The following is a 19424-nucleotide window of genomic DNA, read 5'->3' on the forward strand; positions in this document are numbered from 1 at the left end:
TGTCATGGCTTAACGTAGTTCCAAACAACAAGATCACCGGCGGAAAGGTCATTTTTAGTAAAGTTCCGAAAAGAAGAAACAGGGCTGGACAAGCCTTCCGCGAAGCCGCCAATGGCCTATGGAACGCAAAAAACGAGCTAGGTGACTACCTCAGAGCCAAAAAATCTAGAACTGGGGCAGCAAGTGCCGTAGTCGCAACAGCGAAAAAAATAGCATCAATACATTATGTGATGGTTACAGAAAAAATTGAATTCGACCCTACGTTACTCAAGAACAAGAACGAAGAATATTTAAGGAAAAAATTAAAAATACTTGAAAATGCAATTAAAAAGACAAAATCATTATTATCTAAGGATCAAGTAGTTACAGAACTAGTTAGATGATAGTAGTGAGATTTGGGTCAGTAATCAGTAACCAGTCGTCGGTAAACAGTAATGCTCAATAAACAATAAGCATTTATCAATTAACAATGGGTTAGTATCACTTATAAGAATCTTAAATTTTTGCAAGTTTTAAAAACCGATCGACCCTAATTAGGGAGGTACATAGTACAAAGTATTAAGTAGTGAGAATTGAGGGTTGAAATGGCTTCAATCTCTTGGAGCTTTTTTTCCTAACGCTATCTCCTTCGGGTAGGTCTACTACGGTTTTCCCATTTAAGATTCTGAAGGATGGAGCTCTTAATTCCTATAAAGAAATACCATCGCTTATAAGTACCGAATGGGGTCCAGTTGAAATTCATTCTAAAACTCTTCAGGTCCCTTTCAAATCGTAATTGAGTTAGGGTGAAGCCCTTGTTTTTAAAATCGTACCCAGAAGATCCACCAACTTTCCATCTAGGGGATAATTGAATGTTCCCTGAGAACATCAGAGCGTGATTCCCTATAGCGTTTTGTCTGTTAAAATTGTTGTAATTTACCGCATAAGACATTCGTAGATCCCAAGGTAGTTTGGTGCCGTAGTAAGGGTTTTCTATCTCATCAGAACTCCCTTTATCGTCCCCGGGGCGGTTATTAAAGTCTTCGGCCTTACCAAATAGGTCATCGTCCCTACCACCACTAGCGGCAACATAATCATACTCATTATTATCGTCCTCTTCTTTATTGTCTTTCTTGCCAAAAGTTTCGCTGCTTATAGAATAGCTTATATTCGCTCTTGCCGAAGTAAGTCTAAAGAGACTTCCACCGTTATCTATATTAAAGGTGTTTATTCTGGTTCCGTTATTATCAATAGCATAGGGGTCTAAGCTAGCGCCAAAGTTAATAGACATCTTATTGTTTAGAATATTGGTCCCCCCAGTTATATTTAAGGGACTTAATTTTAGGGAATCGGCCTCAAAATTATACCCGGCAGATAGGTTTAAGTTACTTAGTAGTGATATCTTTTTGGGTTCCGTAGCGGTAGAATCTTTACTGCGGACTTTAGCCTCTAGCTGGTTTCCTAAGGAGAAACTTAGGGAGCTTGATTTATTTAATCCGGGAGCTCCGTTTAAGGTGCCTTCAAATCGACTATAATATTGCTCTTCATTGTTGGCCCCTATGTAGCTGTCGTAAAACTGATCAAAAGAAGGGGTGTAACCGTAGCTTAAAGATGGTCTCATAACGTGTCTTATGGCCTGTATCTTTTTGTCTTCCCCAAAATTAAAAGTACCGTATAAGGTGGTTCCTACACTTGTACTTAAATTGTATTTGTTATATCGGTCAAATCCACTAATAGTATCTGTAATAACAGTTCTTCTGGTGTCCTGATCGTAACCACGTTTATAGGTTTCTAGAGTCCAAACGTCCTCATAAGAACCTCCTACACTTACGCTAAAGTGCTTGGCTACCTTAAAGTTAGTGCTTAGAGGGATAGTATTTCTCGCTCCAAATCTAGAGTCGTTAAACATCCTAGCGGTTAAAAAATCCTCATCCGTTGTTCTTATACTATTCCTAGCATTTAAATTGTACTGAAAGTTTACATTTTGAATGATGCCCTTTTTTATTCCTTCTCTAGGAGCAAAGGGATAAATTCTCTCCATACTCGCCTGTAAGGTAGGGAGGGTAAGGTCTACCACTCCTGTGTTGGTGTTTTGGTTGTGTGTTGCCGTAAGACTCATATTTACCGACGGGTATGCCGGAAAGGTCTTGGAATAAGAGATGGAAGACGATAAGTTGTTTACCTGGGTATTCGGTAGGTTTTGCTGTAAGAGTGAATTCCGGTAGTAAGAACTACTTCCTAGGTTAACAGAGGCCTGAAACCTAGAATTAGGGTTGTTCTTAGGGTCTTGGGAATGGGATATCTGAATATTGTAAATAGTACTCCTACTGTAATCGCTAAATCCTTTCTGACTAGTAATTAGATTTTCGTACCTAAAATTGACGTTCCCTCTATATTTATATCTCTTGGTATATATAGATTGTGCTCTTAATCCATAACTCCCATTGGTATAAAGGTCTCCTGTTAGGGTAAGGTCTACATAATCGTTAATAGGTATATAGTATCCACCATTTTGTAGAAAATACCCCCTTCCTGGGTCGCTTCCAAAGGTAGGCATCATTAGTCCAGCAGTTCTACCTACGGTTAATGGGAAGTAAGCAAAAGGCAGTGCTATTGGCGTAGGAACATCGGCAATATATAAATTACTAAATCCTGCGATCACCTTTTTCTTAGGTACAAATTTGGCTTTGTTAATCTTTATATAGTAATCGGGATTTATAGTGTCTTTAGAGGTGGTTAGTTTTCCCTGACTCAAGAAATAAACAGAATCGTTTTCTTTCTTGGTCACTTCGGCATAAACTTTCATTGCATCACTTCCCAATTGCCCTAATCCTGCTTGTTGTTCTGTTCTAGAATTCCAAATAATTGCTTTTTGGGTATCAAAATTAAAACGGATGGAATCTGGGATTACCTCATTGGTACCTTGTTTAAAAAAAGGAAGCTGAGTATAATTGCCTAAAGAGTCTTTTATGCGACCAGCATAAACCTCATTTTTTGTGTAGTCCATTATAATAACGCCTGCCTTTAACTCAGTATCCTGATAGTAGAGCTCAGCTTCATTATAAAGGTAAATTTTCTTATCCTTCTGACTCAATTTTACATAGTCCTTCGCCTTGTATTTAATTTTATCGAGTAGGAGGGCTTGTTTACCACTAGTAGAATCAATTTTTGTAGAATCGGACACCGCAATAGAATCCTGTAATTTCGGATCAGGGAAAAGAGGTGCAACAAGGGTATCGCTATACCCAGAAATAGGCAAGGGGATTATTCTGTCTTCTTGAGCCGTAATGGTAAATGCACCAAATAAAAGGAGCAATAGGAAAAGTAGATGATGTTTATTTGATTGCAAAGTTAGATATCCTATTTTTGTAACGGTTTCGGCACTATTTTGGGGTCAAAACTACATATATTTTTTGTTCTGCTAGTAGCGTATTGCAATAAATTTAACCTAATATAGTGATCAAATTACAACTTTCGATATGAAATTAAAGCGTTTCTTACATATATCAATTCTTCTTTCAGCTTTCTTACTCGTTTCCTTTGGGAAAAAAACGACCAAAGAAGACAATGATAAACCGTTTGTAGTGGTATTAGATGCTGGGCATGGAGGGCATGATCCTGGGAATACGGGAAATGGCTACCTAGAAAAAGACATCGCATTAGGAATAGTTTTGGGTGCCGGAAAAATTTTAGAGAAAAACCCAAGGATTAAAGTTATCTATACCAGAAAGGACGATACTTTTGTAGACCTTTTTAAGCGTGGAGAGATTGCCAATAAAGCCAATGCAGATCTTTTTGTATCCGTGCATTGTGATTCCCATACTTCAAATGCCCATGGTGCAGGAACGTTTGTATTAGGGTTACATGCTAATCGACAAAACTTTGAGATCGCCAAAAAGGAAAACTCGGTAATTTATTTGGAGGACGATTATGAGACTAGGTATGCCGATTATAATATAGATTCCCCAGAATCTGTTATTGGTCTTACCATTATGCAAGAAGAATTTTTAGACCAGAGTATCAATCTTGCTAAACTAATGCAGGATAATTTTTCTAAAAAGCTAAAAAGAAATGACCGTAAGGTAAAGCAAGCAGGATTTATTGTATTGCATCAAACTTTTATGCCTAGTGTATTGGTAGAGACAGGATTCTTAACCAATAAGAGTGAAGGCGCCTATCTAAATTCTAAAAGAGGAAAAGAGGAAATGGCAGGAGCCATTGCAGATGCCATTATTTCTTATAAGGAAGAGTACGTGGTGGTTGCAGAACCGGTGGTTAAAAAGAATAATTTGGTGATAGTAGATGCTAATAAACCCACAGCTACTGTTAAAGAAGACGCGGCGGGAAAAGGATCTAAATCTGTTAGTAAGCCTAAGGTGGTAGTTAAGAACAAATCGGAAAAGGTTGCGGATAAAGCTACTGATAAGGTAAAGGAAGAATCAAAAAACGCCACAAAAAAGTCAGCTGATATTGTTTTTAAGGTGCAAATATTTGCAAGCGGGAAGAATATCGCCTTGGAATCAGAAAATTTTAAGGGACTAAATACCCTATCAAAAGAAAATTATAACAATTTATATAGGTATATGTATGGGGAGACGGAAGACCATTTTCAGGCTACCTTGCTTAAAAGCAATGCTGTTGCTAAAGGATATACAACTTCGTATATTGTCGCTTATAAGAACGGAAAGCGGATTTCTGAAAGTGAAGCCCTTAAATACCTTTCCGAATAATACCAAGTCTTATTAAAATTATTTCTAATTTTGTTAACAACCGAAAAATAGAATCTTTTGAAATGAGTATGACCGGAATCTGGTCGTAGATACTAATGAAGAAATGTAAACCTGACTGCCGCCAGGCAAGTTTGCATAGGGTCATTGAAAAAGAATTAATAGCTACTTATGAAAATATCTAGAGAAGTAAAAACAGGAATTATTGTTATAGGCGGTATTCTGTTATTCATTTTAGGATTTAGTTATTTAAAGTCCTCACCACTATTCGATAATAGTAAAACCTTCTATTCCGTTTACAATCATGTTGGCGGATTGCAATCGGGAACCCAAGTAACCATTAACGGTTTTTCTGTTGGAAAGGTAAAAGACATTCGTTTTAATGATTCTGAAGGGAATTTATTAGTCACTTTTACGGTGAGTAATGATTTTTCTTTTTCCAAAAACAGTAAGGCAGAAATCTATGATACTGGTATAATAGGAGGGAAGGGAATTCAGATTAAACCTGTTTTTGATGGAGCGCCAACAGCCGTTTCCGGAGATACCTTAGCTTCTGCTAGTAGGCCAGGCTTAACAGAATTATTACAGCAAAAGCTTACACCTTTACAGCAAAAGGTAGAAGACGCTATCTCTAATGCAGATTCTTTATTGATTAGTGTAAATGAAGTGTTAGACCCTAAAGCTAAGAAAGACCTTAGAGAAAGTATAGCTGGACTCAATACTATGGTAAAGAGTTTCCAAGGGAGTGCAGACGCACTTAATTCCATTATGAACAGCAATAAGGATAATTTACAGAATTCCATTAGTAATATCAGTGACATCACCGATAATTTTAATAAGTTATCAGATTCCTTGGCTAATGCAGGCTTAGGAGAAACTATGAAGGGGCTGCAGAATACGGTAAACGACCTTAATGTTGTATTGGCCAAAATAGAAAATGGTGATGGCTCCTTAGGGAAATTGGTTAACGACCAAACCCTATACAATAACCTTACGGATGCATCCAAGCAATTGGATTTATTGCTTCAAGATTTCCGTTTAAATCCTAAGCGCTACGTAAACGTTTCTGTATTTGGAAAAAAACAAAAAGAATATACCGTACCGTCTGACGATCCGGCGGAAGAAATAACCAACTAGACCATGGAGTATATCCCCAATATTATATTTGCAATCCTTCTTATTATAGGTATTGCATTTTTTACCAAAAATGTAAAAAAGCTTATCCGGAACATTAAGTTAGGAAAGTCAGTAGATACTAGTGATCACACCTCCCAGCGATGGAAGAATATGATTGCGATTGCATTGGGGCAAAGTAAAATGGTAGTACGTCCTATAGCGGGCTTTCTTCATATTATTGTTTATGTAGGGTTTATTATTATCAATATAGAAGTCCTAGAAATAATATTAGACGGATTATTGGGTACGCATCGACTATTTGCCTTTTTAGGTGGGTTTTATAGTTTCCTAATTGGTTCTTTCGAAATTTTAGCCCTGTTGGTTATTGTAGCCGTATTTCTCTTTTGGGTTCGTAGGAACGTTATTAAGTTAAAACGATTTTTAAATCCTGAAATGGCTGGGTGGCCTAAAAAGGATGGGAATCTAATTCTGTATATAGAATTTGTATTGATGGTTCTTTTCCTAACTATGAATGCTGCTGATTATCAATTACAGCAAATGGATGTGGCCCATTATACTAAGGCAGGAGCCTTTCCTGTAAGTCAGTTTATAGCACCTTTATTTCAGGACATGTCCGCCTCTACCATTATTTTTTGGGAGCGCACAGCCTGGTGGTTGCATATTATAGGGATATTACTATTTCTTAATTACCTGTATTATTCTAAGCATTTACATATCCTTTTGGCTTTCCCGAATACCTATTTTGGAAAAGTGCGACCAAAAGGACAGTTTGATAATTTGGAATCTGTTACCAAAGAGGTGAAATTAATGATGGATCCTAATGCAGATCCCTTTGCGGCGCCTGATGAAAATGCACCGCCACCGGAAAAATTTGGTGCCTCTGATGTGATGGATTTAAAATGGACGCAATTATTAAATGCATATACCTGTACGGAATGTGGACGCTGTACTAGTGAATGTCCGGCTAACCTTACCGGAAAGAAACTATCTCCTAGAAAGATTATGATGGATACTAGGGATAGGTTAGAAGAGGTAGGGAAGAATATGGATGCCAATAATGGGGAGTTTGTACCAGATGGAAAGCAATTGCTAGGGGATTATATCACTCACGAGGAGTTGTGGGCCTGTACCACCTGTAATGCCTGTGTAGAGGCATGTCCTATAAGTATAGATCCCTTATCTATAATCATGGAAATGAGGCAGTATCTAGTAATGGAGCAATCTGCTGCCCCATCAGATTTAAATAATATGATGGGTAATATAGAAAATAATGGGGCACCATGGCCTTTTAATCAGATGGACAGAATTAACTGGGCCAAGTAATCGTAAAATAAGATAGGTTAGAATGGAAAACGAAATAAAAGTGCCTACCATGGCCGAACTTTTTGCAGCAGGCAAACAACCCGAAGTTTTATTTTGGGTAGGCTGTGCAGGAAGTTTTGATGATAGGGCTAAAAAAATAACAAAGGCTTTTGTAAAAATATTAAACAAGGCTAAGGTTAGTTTTGCCGCATTGGGAACCGAGGAGAGCTGTACTGGTGATCCGGCCAAGAGAGCGGGGAACGAGTTTTTGTTTCAAATGCAGGCCGTTACCAATATAGAGGTATTAAATGGTTATGAGGTGAAAAAGATAGTTACCGCATGTCCACATTGTTTTAATACCATAAAAAATGAATATCCCGGATTAGGTGGGAATTACGAGGTAGTACATCATACCCAGTTCCTAAAACATTTGTTAGATTCTGGACGTATTTCTGTGGAAGGCGGACAGTTTAAAGGAAAGCGAATTACTTTTCACGATCCCTGTTATTTGGGGCGAGCTAATAACGTTTATGAGGCACCACGAGATCTTATAAGAAAATTAGATGCAGAACTCGTAGAAATGAAAAGCTGTAAGTCGCGCGGACTTTGTTGTGGTGCCGGAGGAGCACAGATGTTTAAAGAGCCCGAGAAAGGCAATAAGGACATCAATATAAAGCGCACGGAACAGGCTATAGAAGTAAAACCAGAAATTATTGCAGCCGGTTGTCCTTTTTGTAATACAATGATGACGGATGGAGTAAAAGGCAAGGATAAAGAAGCTTCTATTGCCGTTATGGATATAGCCGAATTAATTGCCCAAGCAGAAGACCTGTAGAAATTCGATAATATGGTATCCTATTTGGTGTAATTAGGACCATATATAAAAGTAAAATTCATCAAATAATTTAATAAGTAAATCCCCAAGAGCTATTTTTTGGGGCAACATATAAACACATAATAATGTTAGTAGAGTTCAGTACATTACCAGATGAGGCGAGAGTTTGGATTTACCAAGCTAGTAGAAGCTTTTCTCCAGAGGAGCTGAGTGAGGTGAAAATGTTATTAAATGAATTTATTGAGGGGTGGACCGCCCACGGTAGTGATTTACGTGCTGGGTGTGAGATTCGTTACAATAGGTTTATTGTGCTCGCTTTAGATCAGACTATAACGGCAGCATCAGGCTGTTCCATAGACGCTTCTGTAAGTTTTATACAGCAATTGGAGAAAAAATACAACATCACCCTTTTAGATAAAATGAATGTTTCCTATAAGCAGGGAGATTTTGTTGCCTACAAACCCTTGTCAGATTTTAGAAAAATGGCGAAGCAGAAGGCAGTTTCTAAAAATACTATTGTTTTTAATAATTTAGTGACCAACAAATATGAATACGAAAACAACTGGGAGGTTCCCGCTTCCGATAGTTGGCATGCTCGATTCATGTAATATTTTACCTCAAACCGACTTTGTTTGGCTCATTTTTTGAAGGTACCCTAATAATTTTTCATTAAGGGCATAAGGCTCGCTTATAATTTTAGAATCCTATTTATGCGAATCACTTCTTTTATCTTTTTATTTTTCATCTCATTATTAACTGTCTACGGTCAGGGGAACCCTTTGGTAAATAGGGATAGTCTTCAGCAACGTGCATGGGTAGAGGCTACCTATCAGAAAATGACCCTAGATGAAAAGCTAGGGCAGCTTTTTATGATCATGGTCCATTCAGACCAAGGGAAAGCCAGTGCAGAAAGAACAAAGAAACTAATTAGAGACCATCATTTAGGAGGCATCATCTTTTCTACGGGAGGTCCGGTGAGGCAGGCACATCTGACAAATGAATTTCAGAAAAATTCTAAAATCCCCCTTATGATAGGGATGGATGCGGAATGGGGCTTGTCTATGCGCTTAGATTCTACCTACGCCTTCCCATGGAATATGACCTTGGGAGCGATTACCGATAATGCTATTGTAGAAAAGGTAGGCCGTCAAATAGGAAAACATGCTAACCGATTGGGAGTTCATATAAATTTCGCTCCGGATATCGATATCAACATCAACCCAAAAAATCCAATTATAGGAAATCGTTCTTTTGGGGAAGATAGAGAAAATGTAGCACAAAAGGGTATTGCTTTTATGAAGGGAATGGAAAGCGCTGGCGTACTCTCTAGCGGGAAACATTTCCCTGGGCATGGCGATACGGAAGTAGATTCGCATAAGGCATTACCAGTTATCGATTTCAGCCGAGAGCGGTTAGATAGTATAGAGCTATATCCTTATAGAAAATTGATAAAAGAAGGGTTAAGCAGTGTAATGGTAGCTCATTTAAGTGTTCCTGCTTTAGAAATTAGAGAGGGGTTCCCTTCCTCTTTATCCGAACAGATTATTAGCGGGGTGCTAAAAGAGGAATTAAATTTTAAGGGATTGGTTTTTACCGATGCGTTAAATATGAAGGGCGTGTCTAATTATGCCAAAGAAGGGGAAGTAGAGCTAGCTGCATTTATTGCCGGTAATGATATTCTCCTGATGCCTTTAGATGTACCAAAAGCAAAAGCAAAACTATTAGAGGCCTATCACAATGGCAGGATTACCGAAAATAGATTGGCCTATTCTGTAAAGAAAATATTGATGGCAAAATATAAGGTAGGCTTACATCAGTATAGTCCCATAAAAATAGATAACCTATATGAGGATCTAAATTCTTTGGAAGACGATATCATTTATGAAGAGGCTATAGAGAATGCCATAACCGTAGTAAAAAATAAGGTTTCTTTACTGGGGATTAAAAAATTAGAGAACAAGAAGATAGCCTATGTAAAGTTTGGGGATGATAATAGTGATCCCTTCCTAGAAGAGCTTAATAAATATGCTAAGGTCACCCAAATTAATGGAAAGGATATAGAAACGCTAAAAGCGGGTCTAAAGGCCTACAATTTAGTAATCATAGGCTTCCATAAGAGTAATGCTAACCCGTGGAAATCCTATAAGTTTAGTAAGCGGGAATTAGATTGGTTACAGGAGATTGCTGCGGAACGCACCTCTAACGTTATTTTAGCGCTCTTTGCAAGACCTTATGCGTTATTAGATATTCCTACCTTCCAAAATATAGATGCGGTAGTAGTAGGGTATCAAAACAGTAAAATAGCACAGGAAAAAACGGCACAGGTAATTTTTGGAGCTATTCCTGCGAAAGGGGTACTTCCGGTAACTTCTCATGCGGACTTCCCAGTAAATACTTCGGTAGCAGTACCTTCTCTTATGCGTTTGGGATATAGCATTCCAGAGCGTGTAGGGTTAAGTTCTAGTAAACTAGCGCAAATAGATAAGATGGTGAAGGGGGGTATAGATTCTCTTATGTTTCCTGGCGCACAGGTATTAGTGGCGAGAAAAGGAAAAGTAGTTTATAATAAAGGTTTTGGAAAACCTACGTACGATTCTAAGGAGAAGATTACTACCAATCATTTATACGATTTGGCTTCGCTTACAAAAATATTGGCCACCCTTCCTATGGTGATGAAGATGGAGGAAGAGGGCACATTGCAACTAGACACCACCTTTGAGGAGATGATTCCTTCCTTTTCTAAGTCGGACTTGCGGAATGTGACCGTGCTAAAAGCCTTATCACATTACGGTCGGTTGCCGGCTTGGATTGCTTTTTACCTAAGCACACTAGATGAGGATAGAAAGCCCTCCCCAGAATTTTATCGCAACCAGGTCACCGATGGGTTTTCGGTACAGGTAGCAGACCATTTGTATATTGCAGATCATTATAAAGATTCCATATATAATAGGATAGAGCGGCAGACGTTAAAGGCCAATAGGTACCGTTATAGTGATTTGGCTTTTTTTGTAATGAAAAAATATATTGAGGATACCTATAAATTTGATTTGGGGAAGTTAACCTCAGACTTTTTCTATAAGCCTCTTGGAGCCACCAATATCGGTTATAATCCTTTAAAGCAATTTCCCAAAGACAAAATTGTACCTACTGAAGATGATAATTATTATCGTTACCAACGTGTACATGGGTATGTGCACGATATGGCAGCGGCTATGCAAGGTGGTATTGGGGGTCACGCCGGACTCTTTAGTAATGCTAATGATGTAGCTAAGATAATGCAGATGTACCTGCAGAATGGCTACTATGGAGGGCAGCAGTTTTTAGAAAGTAGAACCGTGAAGAAATTCAACACCTGTTATTTCTGCAATAAGAATGTAAGAAGGGGAGTAGGTTTTGATAAGCCCGATCCTAATGGTGGGGGACCTGCCAGTGAAGTGGTTTCTAGAAAAAGCTTTGGTCATAGCGGATTTACAGGCACTTATACTTGGGCAGATCCGGAGGAAGACTTGGTTTATGTGTTTTTATCTAATAGAACCTTTCCTTCAGCAAGTAATACGCTTTTAATAAAGTCTGGACTTAGAACACGGATTCAAGAAAAGATTTATGAGGCTATTTTAAATTAGTTTCTCCTTTTTCGTTTTTATCTGCTCTCTAAGGGAGATTTATAATTCCTAATGTTTTTTCCTCCTTGTTTTGTTTTGTCGCAGGTTCTTAATAGCTTCTGTTTGATGTATTATAGGTTTGTTTCGGGATAACTAACCCTATAAATCCTATTTCTTTATTTTATGGTTTGTTGACATTTCTTAAGTTGATGTTCAATAAATCGTTTTTTGAATAATTCTTAAAACTTATTTGATGCGAATCGGCCCTGTCCAGCTCGATTTTCGGACGGGATGTGTTGGTGATTGGAAGAATTTTAAATTTGGTAATTTGAAGATTTGCTAATTGGTTGGATTTTGTTCAGAATATAAATTCGCATTGTAGGATGATTTCATTTAGCTGCTTGTGTGAGTTTTTTATACTGTCCTGTCGTTCGTTTGTTCGTTCGAACGGATTAATACTTTCAATTTGTATGTTAATTAATCTGCGATATGTCGATGCTGTTGAATCATAGTTCTGTTAGTTTGTGAAAAAGTCTACCCTTTAGGGGTAGGGGCTAAGACTTTTTTTTGGCGTAAAAGAGGGAAAGGCTACATACTAAAATTAAATATCTAATTTCAGTAAGGAATAATCTTTCACTGTTAGGGCATTACAGGTTGGTGACAATCAAATCTCACTACTCAATTCTCACTACTCACTACTTTATACTTAATACTTTGTACTAGCGAAAGCTTCGGCTAAAGCCGTTATTTTCATTAGATTTACTCCTAACCCCCGTGATAAATCACGGGGCTATTCAATTCCATTTTATTGAGTTTTTTGGGAACCTGATAAAATGTCCACCCTTTAGGCGTAACACTTTTTTCGCGTAAAAGAAGGAGAGGCTACATACTAAATTTAAATATCTAATTTCAGTAAGGAATAATCTTTCACTGTTAGGGCATTACAGGTTTGTACCGAACAATCTCACTACTCAAATCTCACTACTCAATTCTCACTACTCAGTACTTTATACTTAATACTTTGTACTAGCCATAGCTTCGGCTAAAGGCGTTATTTTCATAATATTTACTCTTACCCCCGTGATAAATCACGGGGCTATTCATTTCCTTTTTATTGAGGTTTTTGGGAACCTGATAAAAAGTCCACCCTTTAGGCGTAACACTTTTTTGGCGTAAAAGAAGGAGAGGCTACATACTAAATTTAAATATCTAATTTCAGTAAGAAATAAACTTTTACTGTTAAGGCATTCCAGGTTGGTGACAATCAAATCTCACTACTCAATTCTCACTACTCAATACTTTATACTTAATACTTTGTACTAGCCATAGCTTCGGCTAAAGCCGTTATTTTCATTAGATTTACTCCTAACCCCCGTGATAGATCACGGGGCTGGTTACCAATCTATGCTGTAATAAAATGGTACAGTGGAATAATTTGAATAAATTTATGGCTTATTAGGTGTTTTGTAAAAAAAGTACTTGCGGGGAACAACTATGATGGCAGCAGATGAAGGTCCCCTGATATTCTATAATAAAAAAAATAAAAAACGAGTGAAAATAGCAATCGTATGTTATCCCACATTTGGGGGAAGTGGAGTCGTGGCCACAGAATTGGGAATTGCCCTTGCTAATAGGGGACACGAAATTCATTTTATCACCTATAGGCAACCCGTGAGACTGGAGTTGTTGAGCAATAAAATACATTTTCATGAAGTAAATGTACCAGAATACCCCTTGTTTCAATATCAACCTTACGAACTAGCATTATCCAGTAAATTGGTAGATACCATAAAACTACATGGAATAGAGTTATTGCATGTACACTATGCTATTCCCCATGCCTATGCAGGGTATATGGCAAAGAAGATGTTGGAAGAGGAGGGCATCTATGTGCCTATGGTTACTACACTTCACGGAACGGATATTACCTTGGTGGGGAAGCATCCTTTTTATAAACCGGCAGTTACCTTCAGTATCAATAAGTCCGATGTGGTGACCTCCGTATCAGAGAACTTAAAAAAGAGTACTCTAGAAATATTCGATATAAAAAAGGAGATAGAAGTAGTTCCTAATTTTATCGATAAACGGAAATACAGCACTACGTTTACGGATTGTCAACGGTCCTTAATGGCGGAAGACTATGAACGAATCATTACGCATATTAGTAATTTTAGGCAAGTGAAGCGTATTCCTGATGTAATTCACATCTTCCATAAAATACAGGAAAAGGTGCCTGCTAAATTGGTCATGGTAGGAGAGGGGCCAGAGAAAGAAGCAGCAGAGGAATTATGTGTGTCGCTAGGAATAGAAGATAAGGTTATTTTCTTAGGGAATAGTAATGAGGTAGATAGGATACTTTGTTTTTCCGATCTCTTCTTATTGCCTTCTCAAACAGAGAGCTTTGGTTTGGCAGCACTAGAAGCTATGATTAACAGAGTAGCAGTAGTATCTAGTAATACAGGCGGAATTCCGGAGGTTAACAGACAGGGGGAGACCGGTTATTTAAGTGATGTAGGGAATGTTGATGAAATGGCAGAGAATGCCCTTAAAATATTAAAGGACGATGAAACGCTAGAGAAGTTTAAAGATAATGCCTATAATGCTGCTTTAGATTTTGATATATTAAAAGTCCTACCGCTATATGAGGCTATATATGAAAAGGCTTTTTCAGACCGACATAAGAATGAAGAATGAAACTTATAATGCGGTTTCTTCTTGGTTTCCTAGCGGTAATGAGTCTAACTTTCTGTACAGCACAATAAAAGTCGGACTCTAGTATAAAGGAAAATCAAGAGTAACCTACCTCCACGCTGCAATTGGTAATGCAAGACTCCTATAGCAATATAACCGATTCCAGTTTTCAGGTTATTAGTGGGGAGAAAATGTTGAAAATTCTTTTTTCTGAAATCAACAAAACTAGAAAACCTGGTCTGCCTATTCCTGAAGTAAATTTTAAGGAAGAATACCAGTTCTGATCTAAATACTAATTCTGTTCATTTTTTCCATTGATGAAATGCATAGCATTCATGAATACCTTTAAAAAAACAATAGGTACGACCATGAATAAAAAACGAACCAAAAAAATCTAGGCTTACGAATCTTTATCTAAATTTATCGATCAACACCTAAATTTTAGGAACTCGCTATTGATAAACATCTAAATAAGATAATTCGTTTAGCTCAGACAGCCTAAAATTGCCAGCGCGGCAGTCTGGCCTCTTCACTAAAATAGTCCACAGGACTATTTCTTAACGTTCGATCCTCATTCAAATTTCACGATAAATTTTCGATAGGCCAGAGAAAAATAAAACCTATAAAAAGACCCCATCTCGTCAAAAATCTATTTAAATACAGATATATATAAAGAGTTTGTAAAGACTGGCTCAAAACTTATAGGAGTCTATTGGTGGAATTCGTTTTATTTTATGGTGCAGGATTAATTAGCGGACAGAAAGATTTGGAACTTTATGTGAGAAAAGAAACTCAAAATGGCATTAAAAAAGGGGTGGAGAATATTCTTAATAACATAAATAAACATAATAATATAGCTACTACACCGTTGTGTATTTATACTATTGCGGGAACTCGCAAAACAAATAGTTACGCCTAAATTGATACAACAAAATTATTAAGAAGTTTCTTACAAATAGTTTTTAATAAATCCTTAACAATTTTAAATGGTTGCAAGCCATTGATTTATGATAATATTTTAAAAAATATTAGATAAACGCCTTGCTTGCGTAATAAAATTTTGAAAAATATTATTATATTATTGAGAATAAACAAAATAAACGCAGGTTGTCGAATATTATTGCATTTAAGTTAAAATTAGTAGGAAATGAGTGGTTTGTAAGAGAAATTTGGCTTAATTTTGACGTTTAATAGATTAAAAATAAAAAATAGAATTTTGATGAAAGCATGTAGATTAGTATTAGTTTTTTTACTGGTTCTTTCCTTTAATGTTAATACCGCGCAAGAGTTGCGATTAACCGATAAAGACCATATTGTAAAAAGCTCCTGGATTATTGGCTTAGGATACAACTTTGTGGATGACGCCGGAACAGGAACCAACATTGGTGACAAGTTCGATTTAGATAATTGGAATGCACTGGCTTATCCATCAAGACTTACTATCGGAAGATATTTCGAGAGTGGTTTAGGGCTAGAATTAATTGGTACCTATAACCAATATAAAGAAGGTAAAGTTATTGATGGTGCTGTTAACACTGCAGGAACTTATAACTATGGAATGATAGACGCTAGATTGAGCTATGACCTAAATAAGATAATTGGAGAGACTGGTTTCTTTGATCCTTATATCGGTGCTGGTTTAGGTTATGGTAAATATGGTGGATTAAAGCAAGGTACTTATAACGGAGTTGTAGGTTTTAGAACCTGGTTCTCAGATCGTTTCGGATTAGATTTTAGTACTACAGGAAAATGGAGTATGCGTGATGAAGGTAGTAACCACTTACAGCATGCTGCTGGGGTAGTTTACCGTTTCGGAATTGAGAAAGGACTTTCTAAGAAAGGTTTAGAGAAATTAGCCTTAATCAATGAGCAACAAAGAGTACAGGATTCTATCAACGCTGCTAAGAAAGCTGAGGAAGAAGCAAGACTATTAGCTGAGCGTTTGGCTAGAGAAAAAGAGCAAGCTCGTTTAGCTGCTGAAAAGAAGGCTAAAGAAGAGGCAGAACAAGCAAGAAGATTAGAAATCGAAAAGCAAATTAAAGAAGCTGGTCACGTGATCTTCCCATTCAACTCATCTGCAATTACCCAAACAGAGAAGGATAGATTAGATAAGATTGCTGTAATTATGAAAGCTAATCCAACGTTAACTTTATATGTTACTTCTCACGCAGATGCTAGAGGATCTCAGGAGTATAACTTAAAGTTAACCGAGAAAAGAGTACAGAACACTATAGACTATATGGTGAACGAGAAAGGTATTGATGCAGGTAGATTCAACGGAGAAGGCTTCGGTAAGAAGAAGTTATTAAACGACTGTGATGGTACTAAGTACTGCCCAGAATCTAAGCATAGAGTTAACAGAAGATCTGAGTTTGAAGTTTCTGGTCTCTAATTAGATCTAGGGTTTCAATAAAGATTTAGGTTACTAAATTTTTTAAACACCAGCTATCGCTCAAAGCAATTTGAGTATAGCTGGTGTTTTTGTTTAATATGTGTTTTTCTGATTAGAGATTCTTGATAAGAGAGTCGTTTCGACCTGAGTTTATTAGTACTTCACAAAAGTGCTTATTAACTAATCTATAGGGGTTCTTCCTTGCTTAGAATGTTCGTTCATTTAGTTCATTGGTTTTTATTTGTTTTTTATGGGTATTCATGAACCTCCTTCGTCGGTTTTTCACATCGCCCAGGGCCGAAAAGTGAAGGTACGTTGTACCTTTGACTTTGAGGAGCCAGCTGTAGCGATGGCGAAGACACCTTGAATGATGAATTTTTTCGACACCGAGGTCGAAAAACCATGGACGAAACTCCGCGTCGCTACGTTCCTCCGCTCCTGTTCTCGGAGCTTTCGTCCATTATTCGGAATTCAAGTGATATTGGCTGCGCCTATCTCCGATAGGTAAACCGGCTTCCATTAGTACCAGTATTTAGCGGGAGAGGTAATTTTTAATGATAACAGTCATTTCGACAAGAGTTACTTTTCGTAAAGTCCCGATCCATCTAGAGAGAAATCACACATCATTTGCCGCCAATAGTATCTGAACTTTCCAGATTAGGGTTCACCGGTTTTTAAAACTGGTAAAAAGTAAAAAATCTCATTAGTATTGCTAACCCATTGTTAATTGATAATTGTTTACTGTTAACTGTTAAAACGTTCCAGGCTTGTACCGAACAAATCTAACTACTCAATACTTTGTACTTAATACTATTAAAACTGACCACTGAACCAAATCTAAATACTCACTACTCACTACTCAATACTTTTTCTTAATACTAACTACTTTGTACTTAATACTATAAAAACTGTTTACAGACCCATCTCAATCAAAAAAATAGTTAGCGATATTTGTAAATTTCAATTATAGGTTATAGTCGATAATATATGTTTTTTATGGAGTTTTAATTGTTTCCATTGAAAATCTAGCTAATATTACCCACGGATTTAATTTATGATATTATGAAGTTATTCAGGTTTATGTTAATTGCATTATTTGTTGGTTCATTTAATGTGAATTCCGCTCAAGAATTGCAGCTTACGGACAAGGATTATATTGTTGAGAGTGCTTGGATGGTGGGCTTAGGGTACAATTTTGTGGATAATTCCGATTATCGATTCGAGCAATTTTTCAATGTAAAGGACAATTGGAATGCCGTGGCTTTTCCTTCTAGATTAAGTATAGGAAGGTATTTTAAAAGTGGTTTGGGTATTGAAGCTATTGGGTCCTATAACAAATATAAAGTAGGGAAAATAGTTAATAGAGTGCCTAATACTACGGAAACAGATTATTATGCGGTTGATGCTAGATTAAGCTATGACCTAAACAAAATTATTGGGGAAACCGGATTCTTTGATCCTTATGTAGGGGTCGGATTGGGATATACCAGAGCCAATAATCAGGATATGACTACTTATAATGCCGTAGTTGGTTTTAGGACCTGGTTTTCTGATCGGTTTGGATTGGATTTCAGTAGCTCAGGGAAGTTTGGTATAGACGCAGAGAATCATTTTCAGCATGCTGCTGGGGTAGTATATCGTTTCGGGATAGAGAAAGGCCTTTCTAAAAAAGGAATGGAGAAATTAGCCTTAATTGAAGAAAACCAAAGAGTTCAAGATTCTATCAATGCTGCTAAAAAAGCAGAGGAAGAAGCTCGACTCTTAGCTGAGCGTTTGGCTAGAGAAAAAGAGCAAGCTCGTTTAGCTGCAGAGGAGAAAGCTAAAGAAGAGGCTGAGAAACAAAGAAGGCTACAGATTGAAAATGCAGTAAAAGAAGTAGATCACGTTATCTTCCGATTCAACTCTGCTACTATAACCAATACAGAGAAAGAAAGCTTAGATAAGCTTGCTGAAATCATGATTGCCAATCCAACCGTTACTTTATATGTTACCTCTCATGCAGATGCTAGAGGACCTCAGGAATACAACTTAAAGCTAACAGAGAAAAGAGTTCAGAACACTATAGATTACATGGTGAATGAGAAAGGTATCGATGCTAGTAGATTCAACGGAGAAGGCTTTGGTAAGAAAAAGCTGTTAAACGACTGTGATGGTACTAAATACTGCCCAGAAGCTAAGCATAGAGTTAACAGAAGATCTGAGTTTGAAGTTTCTAGCTTCTAATTAATGGAGTTCTTCTTACTACCTATCGTACCTATTCCTTTGGAGTGGTGATAGTAGAGTAGGAGAGGTTCTTAAAATACGAACACCAGTTAAGCTCAAAGCAATTTGAGTATAGCTGGTGTTTTTGTTTTGTTTAATGTGCTAATTGGGCTGATTTGAATATAGGTGGAGTGTCTACCTTTGATGGTACTAATTTATTAAGTCCGTAATAAGTATATTTGAATTATGGCAAAACAGTATGATAATGAATTCAAGATTATGATAGTTGATCTATTAAAATCTGGATTAAAGGCAAAACAGATTGGTGAGGACTATGGTCTGAACGATGGTATGATACGTCGATGGAAAAGGGAATATGAAGCTAAATCGGGGGATTTTGACAAGAAAAGAGAGGTTTCCCCTCAGGAGAAGGAACTCAAGGCCTTGCAGAAAGAGCTGAAAGAAGTCAAAATGGAGCGGGATATATTAAAAAAGGCGGTGAGCATCTTCTCCAAGAGCGACACGTAATATATCATTTTATTCTAAGGAATAAAGAT

General features: G+C 37.2%; 10 protein-coding genes and 2 pseudogenes. 11 read left to right on the plus strand and 1 reads right to left on the minus strand.

The genetic code is table 11. From position 1 onward, the window contains the following. Positions 1-383, plus strand: a pseudogene (locus H344_RS21905) (hypothetical protein); the annotation flags it as partial. Positions 384-619: 236 nt separating this feature from the next. Here the strand turns inward: H344_RS21905 and H344_RS0115505 are convergent. Beyond that, positions 620-3328 carry a putative LPS assembly protein LptD gene (locus H344_RS0115505; RefSeq protein ID WP_034256813.1) on the minus strand — a complete coding sequence of 903 codons (2709 nt, stop codon included), beginning with the start codon at positions 3326-3328 and terminating at the stop codon, positions 620-622. A 130-nt stretch (positions 3329-3458) separates the two neighbouring features. Here H344_RS0115505 and H344_RS0115510 point away from each other — a divergent pair, with 130 nt between their 5' ends. From H344_RS0115510 to H344_RS0115565, 10 genes and pseudogenes are all read left to right on the plus strand, one after another. Then, a complete protein-coding gene (locus H344_RS0115510; protein ID WP_026811133.1) occupies positions 3459-4709 on the plus strand; it encodes an N-acetylmuramoyl-L-alanine amidase family protein in 1251 nt (416 codons plus the stop codon). A 168-nt stretch (positions 4710-4877) separates the two neighbouring features. After that, the gene (locus H344_RS0115515) at positions 4878-5843 is read left to right on the plus strand and encodes an MlaD family protein (RefSeq protein WP_026811134.1); all 966 of its coding nucleotides are present in this window, start codon (positions 4878-4880) and stop codon (positions 5841-5843) included. A gap of 3 nt (positions 5844-5846) precedes the next feature. Further along, complete coding sequence (locus tag H344_RS0115520) at positions 5847-7166, plus strand: (Fe-S)-binding protein (RefSeq protein WP_026811135.1); 1320 nt, start codon at positions 5847-5849, stop codon at positions 7164-7166. 22 nt (positions 7167-7188) lie between these two features. Then, positions 7189-7980, plus strand: coding sequence for a (Fe-S)-binding protein (locus H344_RS0115525; RefSeq protein WP_026811136.1), 792 nt, complete (start codon positions 7189-7191; stop codon positions 7978-7980). Between the two features lie 125 nt (positions 7981-8105). After that, entirely contained in the window at positions 8106-8588 is a 483-nt protein-coding gene (locus H344_RS0115530; protein ID WP_026811137.1) for a hypothetical protein, read from the plus strand. Between the two features lie 102 nt (positions 8589-8690). Beyond that, positions 8691-11603, plus strand: coding sequence for a glycoside hydrolase family 3 N-terminal domain-containing protein (locus tag H344_RS0115535; RefSeq protein WP_026811138.1), 2913 nt, complete (start codon positions 8691-8693; stop codon positions 11601-11603). A gap of 1530 nt (positions 11604-13133) precedes the next feature. Further along, positions 13134-14276, plus strand: a complete 1143-nt coding sequence (bshA, locus tag H344_RS0115540) for an N-acetyl-alpha-D-glucosaminyl L-malate synthase BshA (protein ID WP_026811139.1) — start codon at positions 13134-13136, stop codon at positions 14274-14276. A gap of 1216 nt (positions 14277-15492) precedes the next feature. Next, positions 15493-16665: an OmpA family protein gene (locus tag H344_RS0115555; protein ID WP_026811141.1), complete on the plus strand. Its 1173-nt coding sequence runs from the start codon at positions 15493-15495 to the stop codon at positions 16663-16665. 1062 nt (positions 16666-17727) lie between these two features. Next, positions 17728-18888, plus strand: a complete 1161-nt coding sequence (locus H344_RS0115560; RefSeq protein ID WP_026811142.1) for an OmpA family protein — start codon at positions 17728-17730, stop codon at positions 18886-18888. Between the two features lie 225 nt (positions 18889-19113). After that, a pseudogene (locus H344_RS0115565) lies at positions 19114-19424 on the plus strand (transposase); the annotation flags it as partial.

This window comes from Arenibacter latericius DSM 15913, from assembly GCF_000424985.1.
Lineage (GTDB): Bacteria > Bacteroidota > Bacteroidia > Flavobacteriales > Flavobacteriaceae > Arenibacter > Arenibacter latericius.